This is a genomic window from Natronorubrum tibetense GA33, from assembly GCF_000383975.1.
Lineage (GTDB): Archaea > Halobacteriota > Halobacteria > Halobacteriales > Natrialbaceae > Natronorubrum > Natronorubrum tibetense.
The window spans coordinates 13,520-29,483 of sequence record NZ_KB913018.1 but is presented as its reverse complement, the minus strand read 5'-3'; the positions used below and the strand labels follow the sequence as shown (position 1 = coordinate 29,483).

The following is a 15,964-nucleotide window of genomic DNA, read 5'->3' as shown; positions in this document are numbered from 1 at the left end:
TCTACAGGTGTGTCAATTGCTTGCTTGCTATGACACGTGCGACGCTCGATGAGACCGACGAGGTAGTCACAAAGCTCCGAGAGGCGGCCGAACGGCTCTACGAGTACGATCTCTATCGTACAGCCTTCGAGAAGGCAGAGCTCGAACCGAGCGATATCGACTCGATCGACCAGTTCCGCGAACTGCCGACGATGGACGCCGGCGACCAGGCCGACGATGTCAAGTCGAACCCCCCCTTCGGGAGCCTGGTGGATCCGGACGACGTGGTCCGGTGTAATCTCACGCCCAGTCCATACATGGACCATCGAATGCCGGTTCCCGCCACCGAGGACGACATTCGGCGAGACGAGGAGCGCCTCGCGGAGGCGTACCGCTTGGTCGGCGTCACCGAGGACGACGTGGTGCTGAACACTGCCGGGATGATGCCGTACCCGTTCGGCTGGTCGATCGCCGGTGCCGCCGAGACGATCGGCGCAACTCACATTCCGATGGGACCGGGGAACGCGGAAGAACAGGTCCAGATCATTCGCGACTACGACGTAACGGTCGTGAGCGGATTCCCGAGTTTTGCACAGGAGCTCGCCACTACTGCGGACGAAACCCTCGACGGGGTCGATATCGTCATCGGCGGCGGTGAGCCGTTTACCGCGATCGAGGGCTATCGCGAGGAGGTACGCGAGGCCTACGGCGGAGACGTGACCGTCGTCGATAACTACGGGCTGAGCGAGGTCGGGTTTGTCGGCTTCGAGTCGCGGGAGGAGGCTGGCATGCACGTGTTTACCGATCGCGTGTTCCCCGAAGTCGTCGACCCGGAAACGGGGGAGCTGCTCGAGCGCGGCGAGAAGGGTGAGCTCGTGCTCACGACGCTCTCCCCCGATTCGACTCCCGTCCTCAGATACCGGACCGGTGACCTCACGATCCTCGAGAAACGCGAGTCGGAGTACGGCGACTACGTCCTCCCCCAGGGTGTGTTCGGTCGTGTCGACAGCATGAAGAAGGTGAAAGGGGTAAAACTGTATCCCGACGAACTAACGATGTACGTGGCGGGCGTCGACGAGCTCGACCACGAGAATCTCGAGATTCGACTGACTCGTCCGAAGGGGACGACGGATCACGTTGCGCTGACGGTCGCGGGCGATCCGGATTCGGTCGATCGGGAGGCGTTCGCCGGCGAGGTCCGCTCAATCCTGAACATCTCGATGGACGAACTCAGTATCGAGCCCGAGTTCGAGGCGACAGCCGATGGGGTCGTTATCGATGACCGATGACCAGCATGGATCTCGACGGAAAGACGGCGGTCGTCACGGGCGCCGGTCGCGGAATCGGCCGGAACATCGCCCTCGGACTCGCCGATGAGGGGATGAACGTCGCTCTTGCCGCTCGGAGCGAGGACGAGATTACGCGGGTGGCCGAAACGATCCGCGACCGCGGGAGCGAGGCGATTGCGGTCCCGACCGACGTGACCTCGACTGGCGACGTGACGGCACTGTTCGACCGCACTCGAGGAGCGTTCGAGCAGGTAGACCTCCTCGTGAACAACGCGGGGGCGTCCACCGAGGGATCGCTCTGGGAACTCACCGACGACGAGTGGGAGACGGTACTCGACGTAAACCTCAGTGGCGCGTTTCGGTGTAGTCGGGAGGCACTCGCCGGCGGAATGCTGGAGCGCGAGGAGGGGACGATCGTCAATATGGGCTCGCTCACGGGAAAGGTTGGATTCGCCGGCACGAGCGCGTACGGCGCGTCGAAACACGGTATCCAGGGTATGACGAACACGTTGGCAAAGGAACTGAAGGAGACGTCCATTCGGGTGAGTTCCGTCTGTCCCGGGCAGGTAGCGACCGAAATGACCGACGATATCGCTCAAGTCGATCGCCTCGACACGGACGATATCACCGAGATCGTCGTCTTTCTCGCGACTCGACCGCCGGGCGTATACGTTCCGGAGATCGTCGCGGTTCCACCCGACTCCATTCCGGTGGTCTATCACTGACCCTGACCGTCCGGTCTTTCGGACGGTTCGCCGGACCGACGCGGTCACGTCGTCCACCGGACGATATAAAGGCCGATCGATTCGTGAAGCCGTTGATAGAGTTATCGAGCGCATACCCCCGTCTTCCCGTGAGTGACGAGTGTTCCGACGCTCCGTCGGAACCGAGGAGCGAACAGGCGGGAGTTGAGCGGACAGCATAGTGTGACAGTCCACCGTTCTATTGCACTGCTGGATTTTCTACCGTTTTTGAAAGATATTTTTCATGAGATGACCATAGTGTGTGGCACAAATGAAGACCACACGGCACGCAATCTGCAACCTCAACTACCACATAGTGTGGCTCCCGAAGTCTCGCAGAACCGACGGCTCTGCGGACATCGCGGAACAGGGTTCCGCTCAGTACCGCAACACGGTACTGACGGGGGAGGTTGCTGACCGTGTGGAATCCATTCCCCACGAAATTGCCGACGAGAAGGGATTGGACATTCAAAACCTGACTGTTCAGCCCGACCACGTTCACCTGTTCGTCAGTAGCCCGCCCAAACACAGTCCGTCACTACTCGCCAACTGGTTCAAGTGCATTTCATCACGGAAGTACAACCACCGCCACGCCGACCACGATAGCGAGAAAATCCGGTGGGAACGCGGCTACTACACCGGAACAGCCGGACACGTCTCCAGCGAAACTGTCGAGGACTACATCAACCGACACAAGGAGGCCGAAGCGTGACCGAACTCACAAAAACGCTCGAATTGAAGCTTGTGGACCCGAACGTCCACAAGCGTCAGAAGCTTCGAGAGATACGAGACGCTTACCAGCAGGCGCTTCAGGCCGCCTTTACCGCTGGCTGTGACACACAGTCAGCGGCCAACGACGTGGTTGTTGAGTACGACCTGAGCGGCTACGCCAAAAACGCCCTCAAGAAGTACGTCCCACAACTGCACAACAGCTACGACGCCGACGAACTTCACGACGACCACCCGGTGCGGTTCACCAACGAGGGACTGCAACTTGACCATCAGCCACAGAACGCTATCGAGTGGTACGTCAAAGTCCCACACCACGAGGATTACCACCTCTGGATTCCGGTACGCGCCAATCCCGAACAGTGGGATTGGCTCGAAGCGTTGTACGCAGACGACGCCGAGATGGGTGAAAGTCAGCTGTTCGAGCGGGACGGAACGTGGTATCTCCACATCACCGTTACCCGCGATGTGGAGGACCAATCTGAGGCGTCCGCCGACGAGCGGACGCCGATCAGCGTGGACATTGGAGAAGCGAGTCTCGTCACGATGTGTCACCGCGACGAGTACGGTTCTCCTGCTCGCCCCCGACTGTGGGCCGACGACGGCAAGGCCGTTCGTCGGCTCCGCAAAACCTACTTCATCGCCAAGAGACGCCTTCAGCAGCGCGGCAGTGAACGAATCGCAGAGTCCTACGTGACGCACTGTGGGACCAGATTGACGACCTGTTCCACCGTGTAACCCGCGAGGTTGTGGACTGCGCCGAGTCCGTCGAGAACCCAGTGCTGGTGCTGGAAGACTTGACGTACATTCGCGAGAACATGGACTACGGCGAGTACATGAATCGGCAGTTGCATGGGTGGGCTTTGCCAAGCTCTACGCACAGATTCGCTACAAAGCCGCCGAGAAAGGGATTCCCGTCGAGACGGTGAATCCCCGGAACACGTCGAAGGCGTGCCACGCCTGCGGTGAACATGGCTACCGGCCACGACAGGCGACGTTCAAATGCTCGAACGACGGCTGTTTGGTCGGTGAGTATCAAGCCGACGTGAACGGGGCGATAAACATTTCAGACCGCTACCGTAGTGGAGAGAGTCACCGCCAAAGCGACCGAGCTTCCCGGCAGAAGGCCGGTGACGATGACTTGGCTACGGATGGGGCCTCTTTGACCGGGCCGCAAGACAGCCAAGCCGATGCTGAAAACCAGCAGGTGACGCTTGGAACGTATGCGTCTTGAAACCAACAGGCCGCTTTGCTCGGCCTGAAATCCCGTGGCGGGATTCCTCCGCGTTCACGCGGATGAGGTCAACCCAGCAGGGCGACGATTCGATTTCAGCGGGTGCTGAGTATCGTCACCGTGGAGACGCCCCCTTCGCCGACGAGCGCCCCACCGGAGTTCTGAGCGAGACCGATGGTGGGATCGTTGACCTGTCGATCGCCGGCTTCGCCGCGGAGCTGCCAGACGAGTTCGCAGACCTGGGCGATCCCCGTCGCCCCGACCGGATGCCCTCGTGACTTGAGTCCGCCGCTGGGATTGACCGGAATCCGTCCGTCCAGTAGCACGTCCCCGTTGCGAACGAGCGACGCGCCTTCGCCGTGACTCGCCAGCCCGAGCCCCTCGTAGTGCATCAGTTCACCGATGGTGGCCGCGTCGTGGACCTCGACGACGTCGAGATCGTCGGGACCGATGCCAGCCTCGCGATAGGCTCGCTCGGAGACTCGTTCGTCGAGTTCCTCGCGCCAGTACTCCAGGTCGCTGTCGAGGTAGTCCCCGCTGGACGCTTCGACGGCGTCGACGTACACCGGCTCGTCCGTCAGTTTCTCGGCTACCTCGCCGCGTGCAAGAACGGCCGCAGCCGCGCCGTCAGACATCGGGCAGGCGTCGAGTAGCCGGATCGGATCGGCGACCATCCGGGAGTCGAGGACGTCTTCGCGGCCGACGTCGAGGTGCAGATGAGCGTACGGATTCGCGAGCCCGTTCGAGTGGTTCTTTACCGCGATGTCAGCGAGCTCCTCGCGCACATCGCCGAACCGATCCATGTAGGCGTTCGCGCGCATCCCGTAGACGCCCATGAACGTCATTCCCATCGGCCCCTCGACCTCCGCGTCGGAGGCCCCGCTCATGTCCTTCAGGGCGACGTCGGTCGGGACGCCGGTCATCTTCTCGACGCCCAGTGCGAGCACGACGTCGCACTCACCGGACCGAACGGTCCTGTATGCCTCTCGGAACGCACACGTCGAACTGGCACAGGCGTTTTCGACGCGGGTGATCGGGATGCCCGTCACTCCGACCTCGCGCAGCACTGCCTGCCCGACGACGCCGGTCTGGTCCTGTGCGGCGCTGGCGACGTTGCCGATGTACGCCTCCTCGATACCGTCGTTGTCGACGTTCGATGCGAGCAGCGCCTCGCGGACGGCCCGTCCCCCGAACTCCGTCACCCGCTGTCCCTCCAGCGCTCCGAACTCCGACTGGCCGACGCCGACGACGGCGACGTCGTGATCACTCATCGTCACCCTCCACGAGTCGGAACACGTGACCGAACAGGGGATCACCGGTTTCGGGATCCGGTTTGATCTCGTCTATGGTCAGTTCCACCGGCGCTCCGACCTCGAGGGTCCCCGTCTCCCAACCCTCGAGGAGGGAGTAGAGTCGGACCCCTTCGGGGAGATCGACGAAGCCGAACGCGTACGGCGGCTCGAACCCTTCCTGTCCGGTGCGTGCGACGGTGTACGTCCGGAGCTCACCATCGCGTGAGAGGTCGACGTCGGTGACGTCCTCCGAGAGGCAGTTCCGGCAAAACGACCGCGTCGGAAAGACGACGAACCCACACTCCGCACACTCCGTACCCACGAGAACGGGATAGCCGTCCTCAGCAACGCGTATCGAACCGTCGACGAGTCGCCGCGATTCGTCGTACTCGGGATGTACCCGTGACATAGATTCACATCCACAGCCTCGGTCATAAGAATTTCGAAAGGAAGGACGACGAGTCGGCGAAGCTCGGGCCGCTGTCCCTACTGTCTGCGTCCACCGCAGTCGAGAGCGAACAGGCGCGTTCGCACCGATCGACCCGGTTCCGCCGCGTCTCGAACCGTGTCGTTCAGACGTTCGATCGAACGTCCGTTATTCGTCCTCGTCACGGATGAGCCGGTACTTCCACTGCCCTTTCATCGGAATGTCGTCCTCGTCGATGTGGTCCATATCCACGTCCGACTCCTCGAGGCCGAGGCTCTCGGCGAGATCCGAGACGATCGACGTCCGCTCCTGATCGGAGATGTCGGCCGAGAACAACACCGTCAGGAGGTCCTGTGGCTGCTCGGGGCGCCGGACGATCTGGTAGGGCGATTCGGGATAGCCGTGGCGGTCCCGGACCTCCTCGAAATCCCGCGGGAACACCGAGGTTTCCTGGACGTTCACTGCCTGGACCGTTCGGCCGAGGATCTGAGTCCGCATGTGACAGCGGCCACAGGAGCAATCGTACCCGCCGTGGACACCGGCGTCCTCCGAGCGCCACCGGAGATACGGGGTGCTGTCGAGATGGAACGTGGTGTACGTGTGTTCGCCGCGTTCGCCCTCGGCGACCGGTTCGAGGGTGTCGAGGTCGATGATTTCGTGGAACCCTTGGTCCTCGAAGAAGTGACCCCACCCTTCGGTTCGGGCCTCGCAAAACGTTCCCATAAACGACATCTGGTCAGTCGGGCCGCCGTGCTCGATGAGCGGGACGCCCCAGAACTCCTCCAGTTCCTGCCGGGCAGTTCCGGTGACGACCGCACCGGCGGTGACGACCGCTTTCAGCTCCGGAAACGCGTCACTCGGATCGATATCGTGTTCCTGCAGGAGCGTCGTGGCCTTCTGCAGCGAGGAGTGAGTCATGTTTATTACGGCGGGGTTACCCATCTCCCACAGTTCGACGTCCTCCTCCAGATCGCTCTCGACCTCGAACGGGAGTCCGCCGCGATTGAAGTGAATCATATCGAGGTGATTGTGGTAGGCGTCCTCGATCATGCGGCTGTAGAGGTGGTAGAACATTCCGGCGTTGAGTGCGACGTCTCCCTCCGCGATCCCGCTCGGATAGAGCGTTCGGGCGATGAGTTCGCTGGCCGCACTTACCTCCGTTTCCTGCACCGGCATAAACGTGGGCGTGCCGGTCGTCCCCGTCGAGGTGTGGTAGTAGTCGATTTCGTCCCTGTCGACGGCGAGGAACCCGCCGAACGGATCCTCGACCGACCGATTTTCCCGGACGTCCTCTTTGAGCATCGTAGGGACGAGCCGCTGGTAGTCGTCGATCGTCTTGATGTCCGACGGATCGATATCCGCCTCGTCGAACGCCTCCCGGTAGTGGCTCGTGTTCTTGTACGCGTGTTCGACCTTCTCTCGAAGCATCCGTTCCTGACGGTCCTCGATCTCCTCTCGCTCCATGAACTCGCGCTCGGGATTGAACGCGTCGGTAGCGTGTGACTCTCCCATGACGTGTAGGAATCGACCATACCACTATTAAGCCTTTGGGACAAGTTCGCACGCTAACCGTCGAGCGGGCGAACCCGACCGATACTCCGTGGGTTTCGGATCCTTTCACGCGCTGCACGCACAGCTTGGCGTCGATAACAGAGCGATCCACGGCTACCGTTCCGGTCATCGATCGAAAGGTCGTTTCGAGGGACCGAAGTCGGTGACGCCACCGGACGTCGGTCGGCGCCGGCTACAGTTCGTAGGACAGTTCGTACTCGTTCCCGCCGTCGGAATCGTATTCGTCGACCGGATTGTCCAGGTGGTCGACGGCCTGCTCGTCGAGTTCGTAGGGGTACTCGCCGTTCAGAAGGTTCTTCGCGGCGGTGATCTGCTGGATCGAGGGGGTTCCCTCTTCGAGCCAGTTGAGCCGCGCGTCGCGGTAGAACCGCTGAACCGGGACCTCGCGGTAGTACCCCAACCCGCCGAACACGAGCATCGCGTTGTCGGTGACTCGCTGGGTGACGTCCTTCGCCATGAGCTTGCAGAGGTCCGCCTCGATACCCGCCCGCCCCTTCTCGTCCACCTGTCGGGCGGCGTCCTCGACGGCGAGGCGAAGCGCGTAGACGTCTCGGGCCATCTCACCGAGGTACTGCTGGACGGCCTGCCGCTCGGCGATCGGCTTACCGAAGGTGACGCGCATTTTCGCCCAATTGACCGCTTCCTCCAGACAGCGTTCGGAGATCCCCAGCGCGTTCGCACCGATGTAGATTCGGCTCACCCGGAGGTGGTCGACCGCGTCGCGGACGCCGCTGCCTTCCTCGCGACCGAGCAGGTTCTCCTCGGGAACGCGCACGTCGTCGAAGTGGAGATAGCAGTGTTCCGATCCGTGACTCCCCATCGTTTCGGGCATCTCTCTGATGGTAAACCCGTCAGCGTCCCGCGGTACGACTAGAATGGAGAAGCCGTTCTCCGTCCGCGTGATGACGTTGAAATATTCGGTGAAGTCGGCGTTCGTGATGTGATGTTTCTCGCCGTTCAGAACGTACTCGTCGTCGTCTTTCTCGGCGTGGGTTTCGATGTCCGTCCCGGAGCCCGCGTGCGGTTCGGTCAGCGCGAACGCGAACGACGCGCCCTCGTCGACGATCTCCGGCATCCACCGATCCTTCTGAGCCTCGGTCCCAACGTGGTCCAGCAGTTCGACGTTCGTGTTGTGAACGTGGAGGATGACCCGGAGTCCGCCGGACACTTTCGCCCACTCCTTCTCGAGTTCGACGTACTCCCGCTGTGTCAGGTCGAGTCCGCCGTACTCCTCGGGAGCCATCGCGCCGAGAAAGCCCATCTCCTGCCACTCATCCCAGAGCTCCTCTCGCGGGAGGTCGCCCGTCTCGTCCCACTCCTCGGCGTGTGGTTCGATCTCGCTCCACAGGTAGTCGAGCATCGACTCGCGGTAGTCTTCGAAGCTTTGATCTGACCGCATGCGTTGAAGATCACCGCCCGAGCTAATAAGTCTAGTACTCCACCAAGATATCAATTTGTAGATTTTTCGTAAGATATCACGCCTGGCGTGTGGGACGACTCGGCGAGGCGAGGGATTTATAGGATTGCAGCCACCCGATCCGACAGTCATCGGATTCGTACGACGCTGTGAACCCGAATCAACCGGCGCCGTAAACCGGCCGGGCGGACTGGGACGTGCCGAGGTGACCGAGATCGAACATACCGATCGCGGCACAAATACGGAACATCGAGCCGATGTCGAGGGCGGATCAGCTTCCCCAGTACGGTGTCGAGGGTAGATCAGCTCCCCCGGTGGTCTCTCGCGCACTATATCGACCGGTCAACAACGGATTTATGCGAGATCGTAGCATGGTCGAGTGATGTCAGGGGATGACACTCGGGTTAGCACGGCTGACCCGTCAACGGATTTAGTAATCACCGACAGTTCTGCCTGGGGCGACGATACCGGGATGACACCCGTTTTCGCCGTCGTCTCTGCAGTCGCGAAAGCGACCGACGCCGACCGCTTCGAACTGCCGCCACTCCACGAAGCGATCGACCCCGAGGCCCTGAATACGTTGTTCAGGGCGGACTCTTGTGCCCCCGAAACGCAGGTTGATTTTCGGTATACGGGGTATAGAGTCGTCGTTCGGGGAACCGGAGCGGTTCACGTCCGAGCGGTCCACCAGGAGTGAGATTCGGCTTCCCTCCCGGTCGCGACCGCCCCAGCTCGTCACGCGGATCGTCTGTCGGTCCCGCCGTGAAACGTCCTCTTCTTGCCGTCGGCGGATTGTAGAGGAGAACTTCGTTTCGCTAACTCGCCACCGACGGGACGCGAACGGAAACGGATCGGCCGGTGACGGGCCCCGCCGAGCCCGTCGCCCGGCATCCGATCGGGGTCGATACGCCTTACTCGCCCTCGAACTCGGGATCTCGATCCTCGCGGAACGCTTCGAGTCCTTCTTGTGCGTCCTCGGTACCGAAGACGACGCCGGTCGCGAGTGCCTCCATCTCGAGGCCGGACTCGAGAGCGGCTTCAAAACCGCCGTTGATCGCCATCTTCGCTACTTCCATCGCGACCGGTGGACGTAGCAGGTACTCCTCGACGACCGTCTCGAGTTCGGCTTCGAACGCGTCGTCGTCGGCGAGTTCGTGGACGAACCCGTACTCCTGCATCGTCTCCGCATCGTGGTGCTTTCCACGGAGGACCATGTCCCGCGCCCGTGAGAGGCCGATGAGTCGAGAGAGCCGCTGAGTGCCACCGCCGGCTGGGATCACACCGAGCATGATCTCCGGGACGCCGATGGTCGCGCTCTCGGTGGCGATGCGGGTATCACAGCAGCAAGCGATCTCACACCCCCCGCCCAGGCAGTATCCCTCGATCGCGGCGACCGTCGGTCGGGGGAAACTCTCGATGCGGTTGAACATCCGCCGGAGTCGGCGAAACCGACGGGTCTGTTCGTGGGGTTTGGTCTCTGCCGGCGGGGACCCGACGTCGGCGCCGGCACAAAAGTTACCCTCGGCTCCCCTGAGGACGAGCACCCGTACGTCTTCCTCCTCGAGTCGGTCCAGTGCGGCGAGTATTTCGTCGGCCATACGATTGCTGAGCGCGTTCAGGGACTCCGGTCTGTTCAACCGTATTCTCGCTCGACCATCGTCCTCGAGACTCACGTCGATATCGTTGTACTCCGTATCCATGCCATATGAGAGGTATCGACAATCGCACAAATAACTATCTATCAAATTACACCGCTGTCGGAGTAGTAGTTCGAGCTCGTTTCCTAGTATCGATCGTCTCGAGTATTCCGTCGACGAGCCGACCGTGTGAACAGGTCCCTCCGCGCGATGGTCGTCGACGAGTCGACGACGGCGAACCGTTCGAACCGTGTCAGCCCCGAAATTTTATGTAATTGATCGAAGTGTGAGTCAATGCATGACGGGTGAGACAATCACAGAGAAAGTAGCGTTCGATGAACAGGTGGCGGTCGTAACGGGTGGCGCACAGGGAATCGGGCGACGCATCGCCGAAGCCTTCGCCGGACTCAGTGCCGACGTCGTCATCGCCGACGTCGCTATCGACTCCGCCGAAGAGACGGCTCGAGACGTCGCGGCGGAGTACGACGCGACCGTCGAGGCCGTCGAGACGGACGTAACCGAGTACGAGGACGCTCGAAACCTCGTCGAGACGACCGTCGACGAGTTCGGTCGCCTTGACGTGCTCGTGAACAACGCGGGACTGACGGAGGCGAAACCGTTCGTCGAGACGGAACCCGACGAGTGGGAGTTCTGGGTCGGCGTCTGCTTCTTCGGAACGATGAACTGCATGCACGCCGCCCTCCCACAGATGATCGATCAGGGATCGGGCGCGATCATCAACTTTGCCAGCGACTCCTACAAGGGGAACGACCCCGGACTGGCCGTGTACGGTGCGGCGAAGGCCGCCAACGTATCACTGACGAGTACCGTCGCTCATGAGGTCGGAGACGATGGAGTCCGGGTCAACTGCGTCTCCCCGGGGACGACGGAGACGCCGGCTACAGAGGACGTGATCGAAGCGCACCGCGAACGAATGATCGAGAACTCCTACGCGTTGGACCGTCTCGGCCAGCCGACGGACATCGCCGACGCGGTCGCGTTTCTCGCGAGCGATGCGGCCGACTGGATCACGGGACAGACGCTGAGCGTCAACGGCGGATACATCCGCGGGTAACCCGTCCCGAACCGCTCTTTCAGTATTCGACGCGCCACCGCGACGGCCGCCAGTTGCCACGAGGGTCGTGGTCGGGATTGGCTATCACGAGTACGTGAGATTGACCTGGACGACGTTCGTCACCTGGAGTATGCGGTCCGAGAACGTCTCGTGGAGGACGTCGTCCGTCAGGCGATTCGTGGGGCCGTAAATACCGATTGACGCGACCGTCTCGTCCGGTTCGCTCACCAGCGGAGCGCTGATACCTCGCATTCCATCGAACCGCTCCTCGTCATCGATCGCGTAACCACGTTCGCCGATACGGTCGAGTTCCGCGTACAGCGTTTCCCGATCGACGATCGTGTTCTCCGTTTTTTTCGAGAGACCGTAGCTCTCGATGATCTCCGCGACGCGTTCCTCGGAGAGGCAGGCGAGGAGTGCCTTCCCGTTGGCAGTCGTGTTGAGTCGCGTCCGGATGCCCGGGTAGGTCTCCTCGATCCGCACGTGCGCGGCCTTCTTCCCCTGTTTCATGCTGAGTATCAACCCAAGTCCGCCGTGTTCGACCATCAGTGCGACGTACTCTCCGGTTTCGTCTGCCAGTTCGGCCAGTTCCGGCTCCGCGGTCGTGTAGACGTCGTACCGATGGCGGACCTCGTTACCGAGTCGTAGGAAGCGACCGCTGACTCGATACTGCCCGTCGTCCATCCTCGTTAGATATCCGAGCGACTCGAGTGTCGTCACGTAGTCGTGGACGGTACTCGTCGGCAGCTCCAACTCGTTGGCCAGGGTCGTCGGCGACGCCGTCTCGAGTTCGATCAATCGCTCGATGAGGCGGTTCGCGCGTCGGAGTGATCCGATTCCCGTTGCCATGCCCTACCGATCCACGGCGACCTGCATATTCTTTCCGATATATTCGGAAATAGCTCAGTGCTAACAGAATGCCCACCTCACGCGACATCGGTGGGCCGGCCGAAGCGTGGGCGGTATCCCGCCGTCCGTGCCGTTCGACAGCCGACGATCCGAGTACGTGTACGACTCGAGTCGGCCGCTGCCGGGAATCATCCGACTATTTCGGATTGCCGTCCGCAGCCTGCCACTTCCGGTGCGTCTCGGTGTTACGCTTCGATTTACAATCGTACAAATGTATGTATATGGTCGATTTCTGCCTCTCGACCGGTGAGACCAAACGCGATCTCGCACAGCCACCGATCCGTTCTGGAATAAGCGTACGTCGTGTCATGACATCTTATATCACGATGGATTCGACCGGTCGTACGCCGGCCAGACACGAGTATTACCTCGTATCCGAAATGATCGTAATAGAACGCCTGCGACCGACACGGCTGAACCGTTCTCGGCGTGGATTCCTGGTGAAAGCCGTCCTCTCGACACCGTTGTGTTCGAAATAGAACATCTACGTGTACGCGATCGAAGCGCTTGGTTGATACTAATGGGCATCACGGTCGTCGCGGAATAACCGTGTTACGCTCCTTGACGCAGCGCATCTATTGCTCTACCGATATCAGAAGTACCACGCGGTCTATCCACGAAAGGGGTGCAATGAACCGTCCGTGTCCCGTAGACTGGCTCGTAGCCGGTGTCCCTCACCTAACACTTATATGGATGTTTGTAATGTGACAGCATATGTCGGTCGACAATCCACTATCCACGATGTACGACGAGGCGCGTGACGAATTCGACTGGAACCAGGCCTGGGATTCCTTCGAAGGTACGCCTAGTTCGTTCAATCTGGGGAGCGAAATTCTCGGTAGCGATGAGACTGAAACGACAGCGATTCGAATTGTCGATATGGACGATGGGTCGGAAGACACCATCACCGTGACCGATATTGCGACGCGGAGTCGCCAGTTTGCGAACTTCCTCGACGAGTGCGGCCTCTCGGCTGGCGATCGAGTCGCAGCAGTGATGGAACCCAGGGAAGCGCTGTACGCGACGATCGCGGGTACGTGGCTCGGCGGATACGTATACGTTCCCTTGTACACGCTGTTCGGCCCGGAGGCACTCCAGTACCGACTCGAGAACTCCGGGACGAAAGTGCTCGTCACGACGCCCGAACACCGGGAGAAGATCGACGAATCCCAACTGAGCGGTCTCGATCAGATCGTCCTCGTCGACGGCGGAACGGCGGCGGAGACGACGTTCGCCGAGGTTCGAGAGTACGAGTCGGATTTCGACCCGGCCGAAACGAGCGCCGAAGATATCTGTGCCCTCCAGTATACCAGTGGAACGACCGGCGATCCGAGGGGCGTCGAGATGCCACACGGTTCCCCCGTCGCCCTCTATCCGTATACGAGGTACGCTGCCGACCTCCGGCCCGACGACACGTTCCTCGGAATGGCCCCGCCAGCGTGGTCGTACGGCCTCTTTTACTGTACGGTCGTTCCGCTCCACCAGGGGACGGAACTGATCACAATTCGTGGGGATTTCGATCCCGATGTCCTCTTCGATATCATCGCCGATTATCCGGTGACCAGTTTCTTCGCTCCACCGACCGCGTTCCGACAGATGGCGCAACTCGACGTCGACGTCGACAGTTCGGCCGTCGACATCCGGCGCATCTACTCGGGGGGAGAATCGGTTGGCGCGAGTACGATCGAGTGGGTCGAGGAGACGTTCGGGACGACGGTTCTCGAACACTACGGGTTCACGGAGGGCGGCATGCTGGTGAACAACTACCCGCTGGCGGAGTGGGAAATCAAGCCCGGTGCGATGGGGAAACCGATACCCGGACGAGAGGTAACGCTTCTCGACCTCGAGGAGAACGAACCGGTAGACACCGGTGGCGTGGGTGAGATATCGGTCCGGACCACGGACGAGGTTCCGTTCGCCGAAGCGTACTTCAAGATGCCCGACAAAAGCGACGAGAAGTTCGGCGGCGAGTGGATCCGCTCCGACGACCTCGCTCGCCGAGACGAGGACAGGTACTTCTGGTATGTGGGTCGAGCGGACGACGTCATCATCTCGGCGGGATACCGAATCGGTCCGTCGGAAGTCGAGGACAGTCTGTTGAAACACGACACCGTGGCCGAAGTCGGCGTCGTGGGACTACCGGACGACGAGCGCGGCCAGGCCGTCACGGCGTTTATCGTTCCGACGGCTTCCGCGACGCCGTCCGACGGACTCGCCGAGGAGATTCGTACGGACGTCAAGCAGCGCCTCTCGAAACACGAGTATCCACGACGCATCGAATTCGTCGACGAACTTCCGAAGACCGCCTCGGGGAAGATCCAGCGGTACAGACTCGAAGAGGAGTACGGGGAGGAAGAGTAAGTCCCCGTTCGGTCTCCCATCCGCGTCTCGATCGTCGTCGCCGACCGATCGGTCGCGACGCACTCAATCGAACGCGGATAGTCCCAGCATATCCCGCGCAACGATCAGCTTGTTGATCTGCGTCGTTCCCTCCGGGATGGTTAGCATCTGTGCGTCACGGAAGTACCGCTCGACGTCGAGTTCCCGCGAGAGCCCAATCCCGCCGTGGACCTGAACGACGTTCGACGTGACCTCGACGGCCATCTCGGTCGCGAACCACTTTGCCATCGCGCTCTCCGCACTTGCTCGGTCTCCCTCGTCGAATCGGTGCAGCGCACGATAGGCCAGCAGCCGTGCCGCGTCGACGTACGTGGCGCTGTCGGCGATGAGCTGTTGAACGAGCTGGTGTTCGCCGATCGGTTTCCCCCACTGATCGCGCGTCTGAGCGTACTCGATCGCGTCGTCCAGCGCGTTCCGTGCGGTTTTCACTCCCAGCAGCGCCACGTTCGCTCTGCCGAGTTCGAACGACTCGTAGGTTCGATCCAGACCCTCGCCCGGCGATCCGAGGACGTGTGCGTCGGGAACGCGAACCTCGTCGAGGTAGAGCTGGGCCATATGATCGTACTGCCGCCCGAGCATTTCGAGTCGTTCCCGGTGGAATCCGTCGGCGTCAGTTTCGATCAGAAACTGCGTTTTGCCCGCTTCCGTCTCCGCTACGACCATCGCGACGTCGGCGATTTCGCCGTTCGAGATCCACGTTTTCGTCCCGGAAATCACCCACTCGTCGCCGTCCCGTTCCGCGATCGTCTGCATCTCTCGCGGATTGGAACCGGCCCCCGGTTCAGAGATGGCAGCGCAACCGATCAGCTCGCCCTCGAGCAACGGCCCGAGATAGGTATCGCGGACATACTCAGAACCGGTGAAGTGAACCGTTCGAGCGACCTCGCTGGAGATCATCGCTAGCAGATCCACCTGCATCGGCAACTGCTCGAACATGAGCGCCCAATCCGTATGATCGAGCCCTGCACCCCCCTCTTCCTCCGGAATATCCCGTCCGAGCATTCCCTGTTCGGAGAGCGTGCGAAGGACGGCTTTCGCGTCGCTTTTTGATACCGGCTCGTCTTTCTCGTACGATTCGATAACTGGCTCTATGTCTCGTTCGATGGCGCCTTCGATGCTAACGACTAACATCTGTTGCTCCTCCGAGCGTCCGAACATGACAGTAGTACCCACGTGGGGGATCATAAATGTAGCTGCTCGTAAAAGAATTTCCCTCCGAAGAGGGTCCCGTCCGAAGAAGTTATCGGTCGCTCGAAAACTC

At 61.1% G+C, this 15,964-nt stretch carries 13 protein-coding genes and 1 pseudogene; 7 read left to right on the top strand and 7 right to left on the bottom strand.

What is annotated here, in order from left to right:
- Nucleotides 1-29: 29 nt before the first annotated feature.
- From NATTI_RS0121065 to NATTI_RS0121050, 4 genes and pseudogenes are all read left to right on the top strand, one after another.
- Nucleotides 30-1,268, top strand: coding sequence for a phenylacetate--CoA ligase family protein (locus tag NATTI_RS0121065; RefSeq protein WP_006092098.1), 1,239 nt, complete (start codon nt 30-32; stop codon nt 1,266-1,268).
- On the top strand, nt 1,265-1,993 hold the full coding sequence (locus tag NATTI_RS0121060; protein ID WP_027119253.1) for an SDR family oxidoreductase: 729 nt from the start codon (nt 1,265-1,267) through the stop codon (nt 1,991-1,993). The genes NATTI_RS0121065 and NATTI_RS0121060 overlap by 4 nt, the downstream gene beginning before the upstream one ends.
- A gap of 289 nt (nt 1,994-2,282) precedes the next feature.
- Nucleotides 2,283-2,723 (top strand): IS200/IS605 family transposase, encoded by a 441-nt coding sequence (gene tnpA, locus NATTI_RS0121055; protein WP_027119252.1) that lies wholly within the window; start codon nt 2,283-2,285, stop codon nt 2,721-2,723.
- A pseudogene (locus tag NATTI_RS0121050) lies at nt 2,720-3,974 on the top strand (RNA-guided endonuclease InsQ/TnpB family protein). Before tnpA ends, NATTI_RS0121050 begins: the two are co-directional and overlap by 4 nt.
- Before the next feature lie 95 nt (nt 3,975-4,069).
- Here NATTI_RS0121050 and NATTI_RS0121045 read toward each other — a convergent pair.
- The 4 genes from NATTI_RS0121045 to NATTI_RS25085 all read right to left on the bottom strand — a co-directional run bounded on the left by NATTI_RS0121045 (nt 4,070) and on the right by NATTI_RS25085 (nt 8,664).
- On the bottom strand, nt 4,070-5,245 hold the full coding sequence (locus NATTI_RS0121045) for a thiolase C-terminal domain-containing protein (RefSeq protein WP_006092095.1): 1,176 nt from the start codon (nt 5,243-5,245) through the stop codon (nt 4,070-4,072).
- Complete coding sequence (locus tag NATTI_RS0121040) at nt 5,238-5,675, bottom strand: Zn-ribbon domain-containing OB-fold protein (protein ID WP_006092094.1); 438 nt, start codon at nt 5,673-5,675, stop codon at nt 5,238-5,240. The genes NATTI_RS0121045 and NATTI_RS0121040 overlap by 8 nt, the downstream gene beginning before the upstream one ends.
- Nucleotides 5,676-5,861: 186 nt before the next feature.
- Nucleotides 5,862-7,205, bottom strand: coding sequence for a phenylacetate--CoA ligase family protein (locus NATTI_RS0121035; protein ID WP_006092093.1), 1,344 nt, complete (start codon nt 7,203-7,205; stop codon nt 5,862-5,864).
- Between the two features lie 232 nt (nt 7,206-7,437).
- On the bottom strand, nt 7,438-8,664 hold the full coding sequence (locus NATTI_RS25085; protein WP_019992102.1) for an acyl-CoA dehydrogenase family protein: 1,227 nt from the start codon (nt 8,662-8,664) through the stop codon (nt 7,438-7,440).
- Nucleotides 8,665-9,154: 490 nt separating this feature from the next.
- Between NATTI_RS25085 and NATTI_RS0121020 the strand changes: the two genes are divergently transcribed.
- Entirely contained in the window at nt 9,155-9,379 is a 225-nt protein-coding gene (locus NATTI_RS0121020) for a HalOD1 output domain-containing protein (protein ID WP_006092092.1), read from the top strand.
- 214 nt (nt 9,380-9,593) lie between these two features.
- On the opposite strand, the gene NATTI_RS0121015 is transcribed toward NATTI_RS0121020, so the two are convergent.
- Nucleotides 9,594-10,382 carry an enoyl-CoA hydratase/isomerase family protein gene (locus NATTI_RS0121015; protein WP_006092091.1) on the bottom strand — a complete coding sequence of 263 codons (789 nt, stop codon included), beginning with the start codon at nt 10,380-10,382 and terminating at the stop codon, nt 9,594-9,596.
- 235 nt (nt 10,383-10,617) lie between these two features.
- Between NATTI_RS0121015 and NATTI_RS0121010 the strand changes: the two genes are divergently transcribed.
- On the top strand, nt 10,618-11,394 hold the full coding sequence (locus NATTI_RS0121010; RefSeq protein ID WP_006092090.1) for an SDR family NAD(P)-dependent oxidoreductase: 777 nt from the start codon (nt 10,618-10,620) through the stop codon (nt 11,392-11,394).
- A gap of 84 nt (nt 11,395-11,478) precedes the next feature.
- Here the strand turns inward: NATTI_RS0121010 and NATTI_RS0121005 are convergent, their stop codons facing one another.
- Nucleotides 11,479-12,243: an IclR family transcriptional regulator gene (locus tag NATTI_RS0121005; RefSeq protein WP_006092089.1), complete on the bottom strand. Its 765-nt coding sequence runs from the start codon at nt 12,241-12,243 to the stop codon at nt 11,479-11,481.
- 774 nt (nt 12,244-13,017) lie between these two features.
- On the opposite strand from NATTI_RS0121005, the gene NATTI_RS0121000 reads away from it, so the two are divergent.
- Complete coding sequence (locus NATTI_RS0121000; protein WP_241434401.1) at nt 13,018-14,664, top strand: acyl-CoA synthetase; 1,647 nt, start codon at nt 13,018-13,020, stop codon at nt 14,662-14,664.
- A gap of 63 nt (nt 14,665-14,727) precedes the next feature.
- Here the strand turns inward: NATTI_RS0121000 and NATTI_RS0120995 are convergent, their stop codons facing one another.
- Nucleotides 14,728-15,861 carry an acyl-CoA dehydrogenase family protein gene (locus tag NATTI_RS0120995; protein WP_006092087.1) on the bottom strand — a complete coding sequence of 378 codons (1,134 nt, stop codon included), beginning with the start codon at nt 15,859-15,861 and terminating at the stop codon, nt 14,728-14,730.
- Nucleotides 15,862-15,964 lie beyond the last annotated feature (103 nt).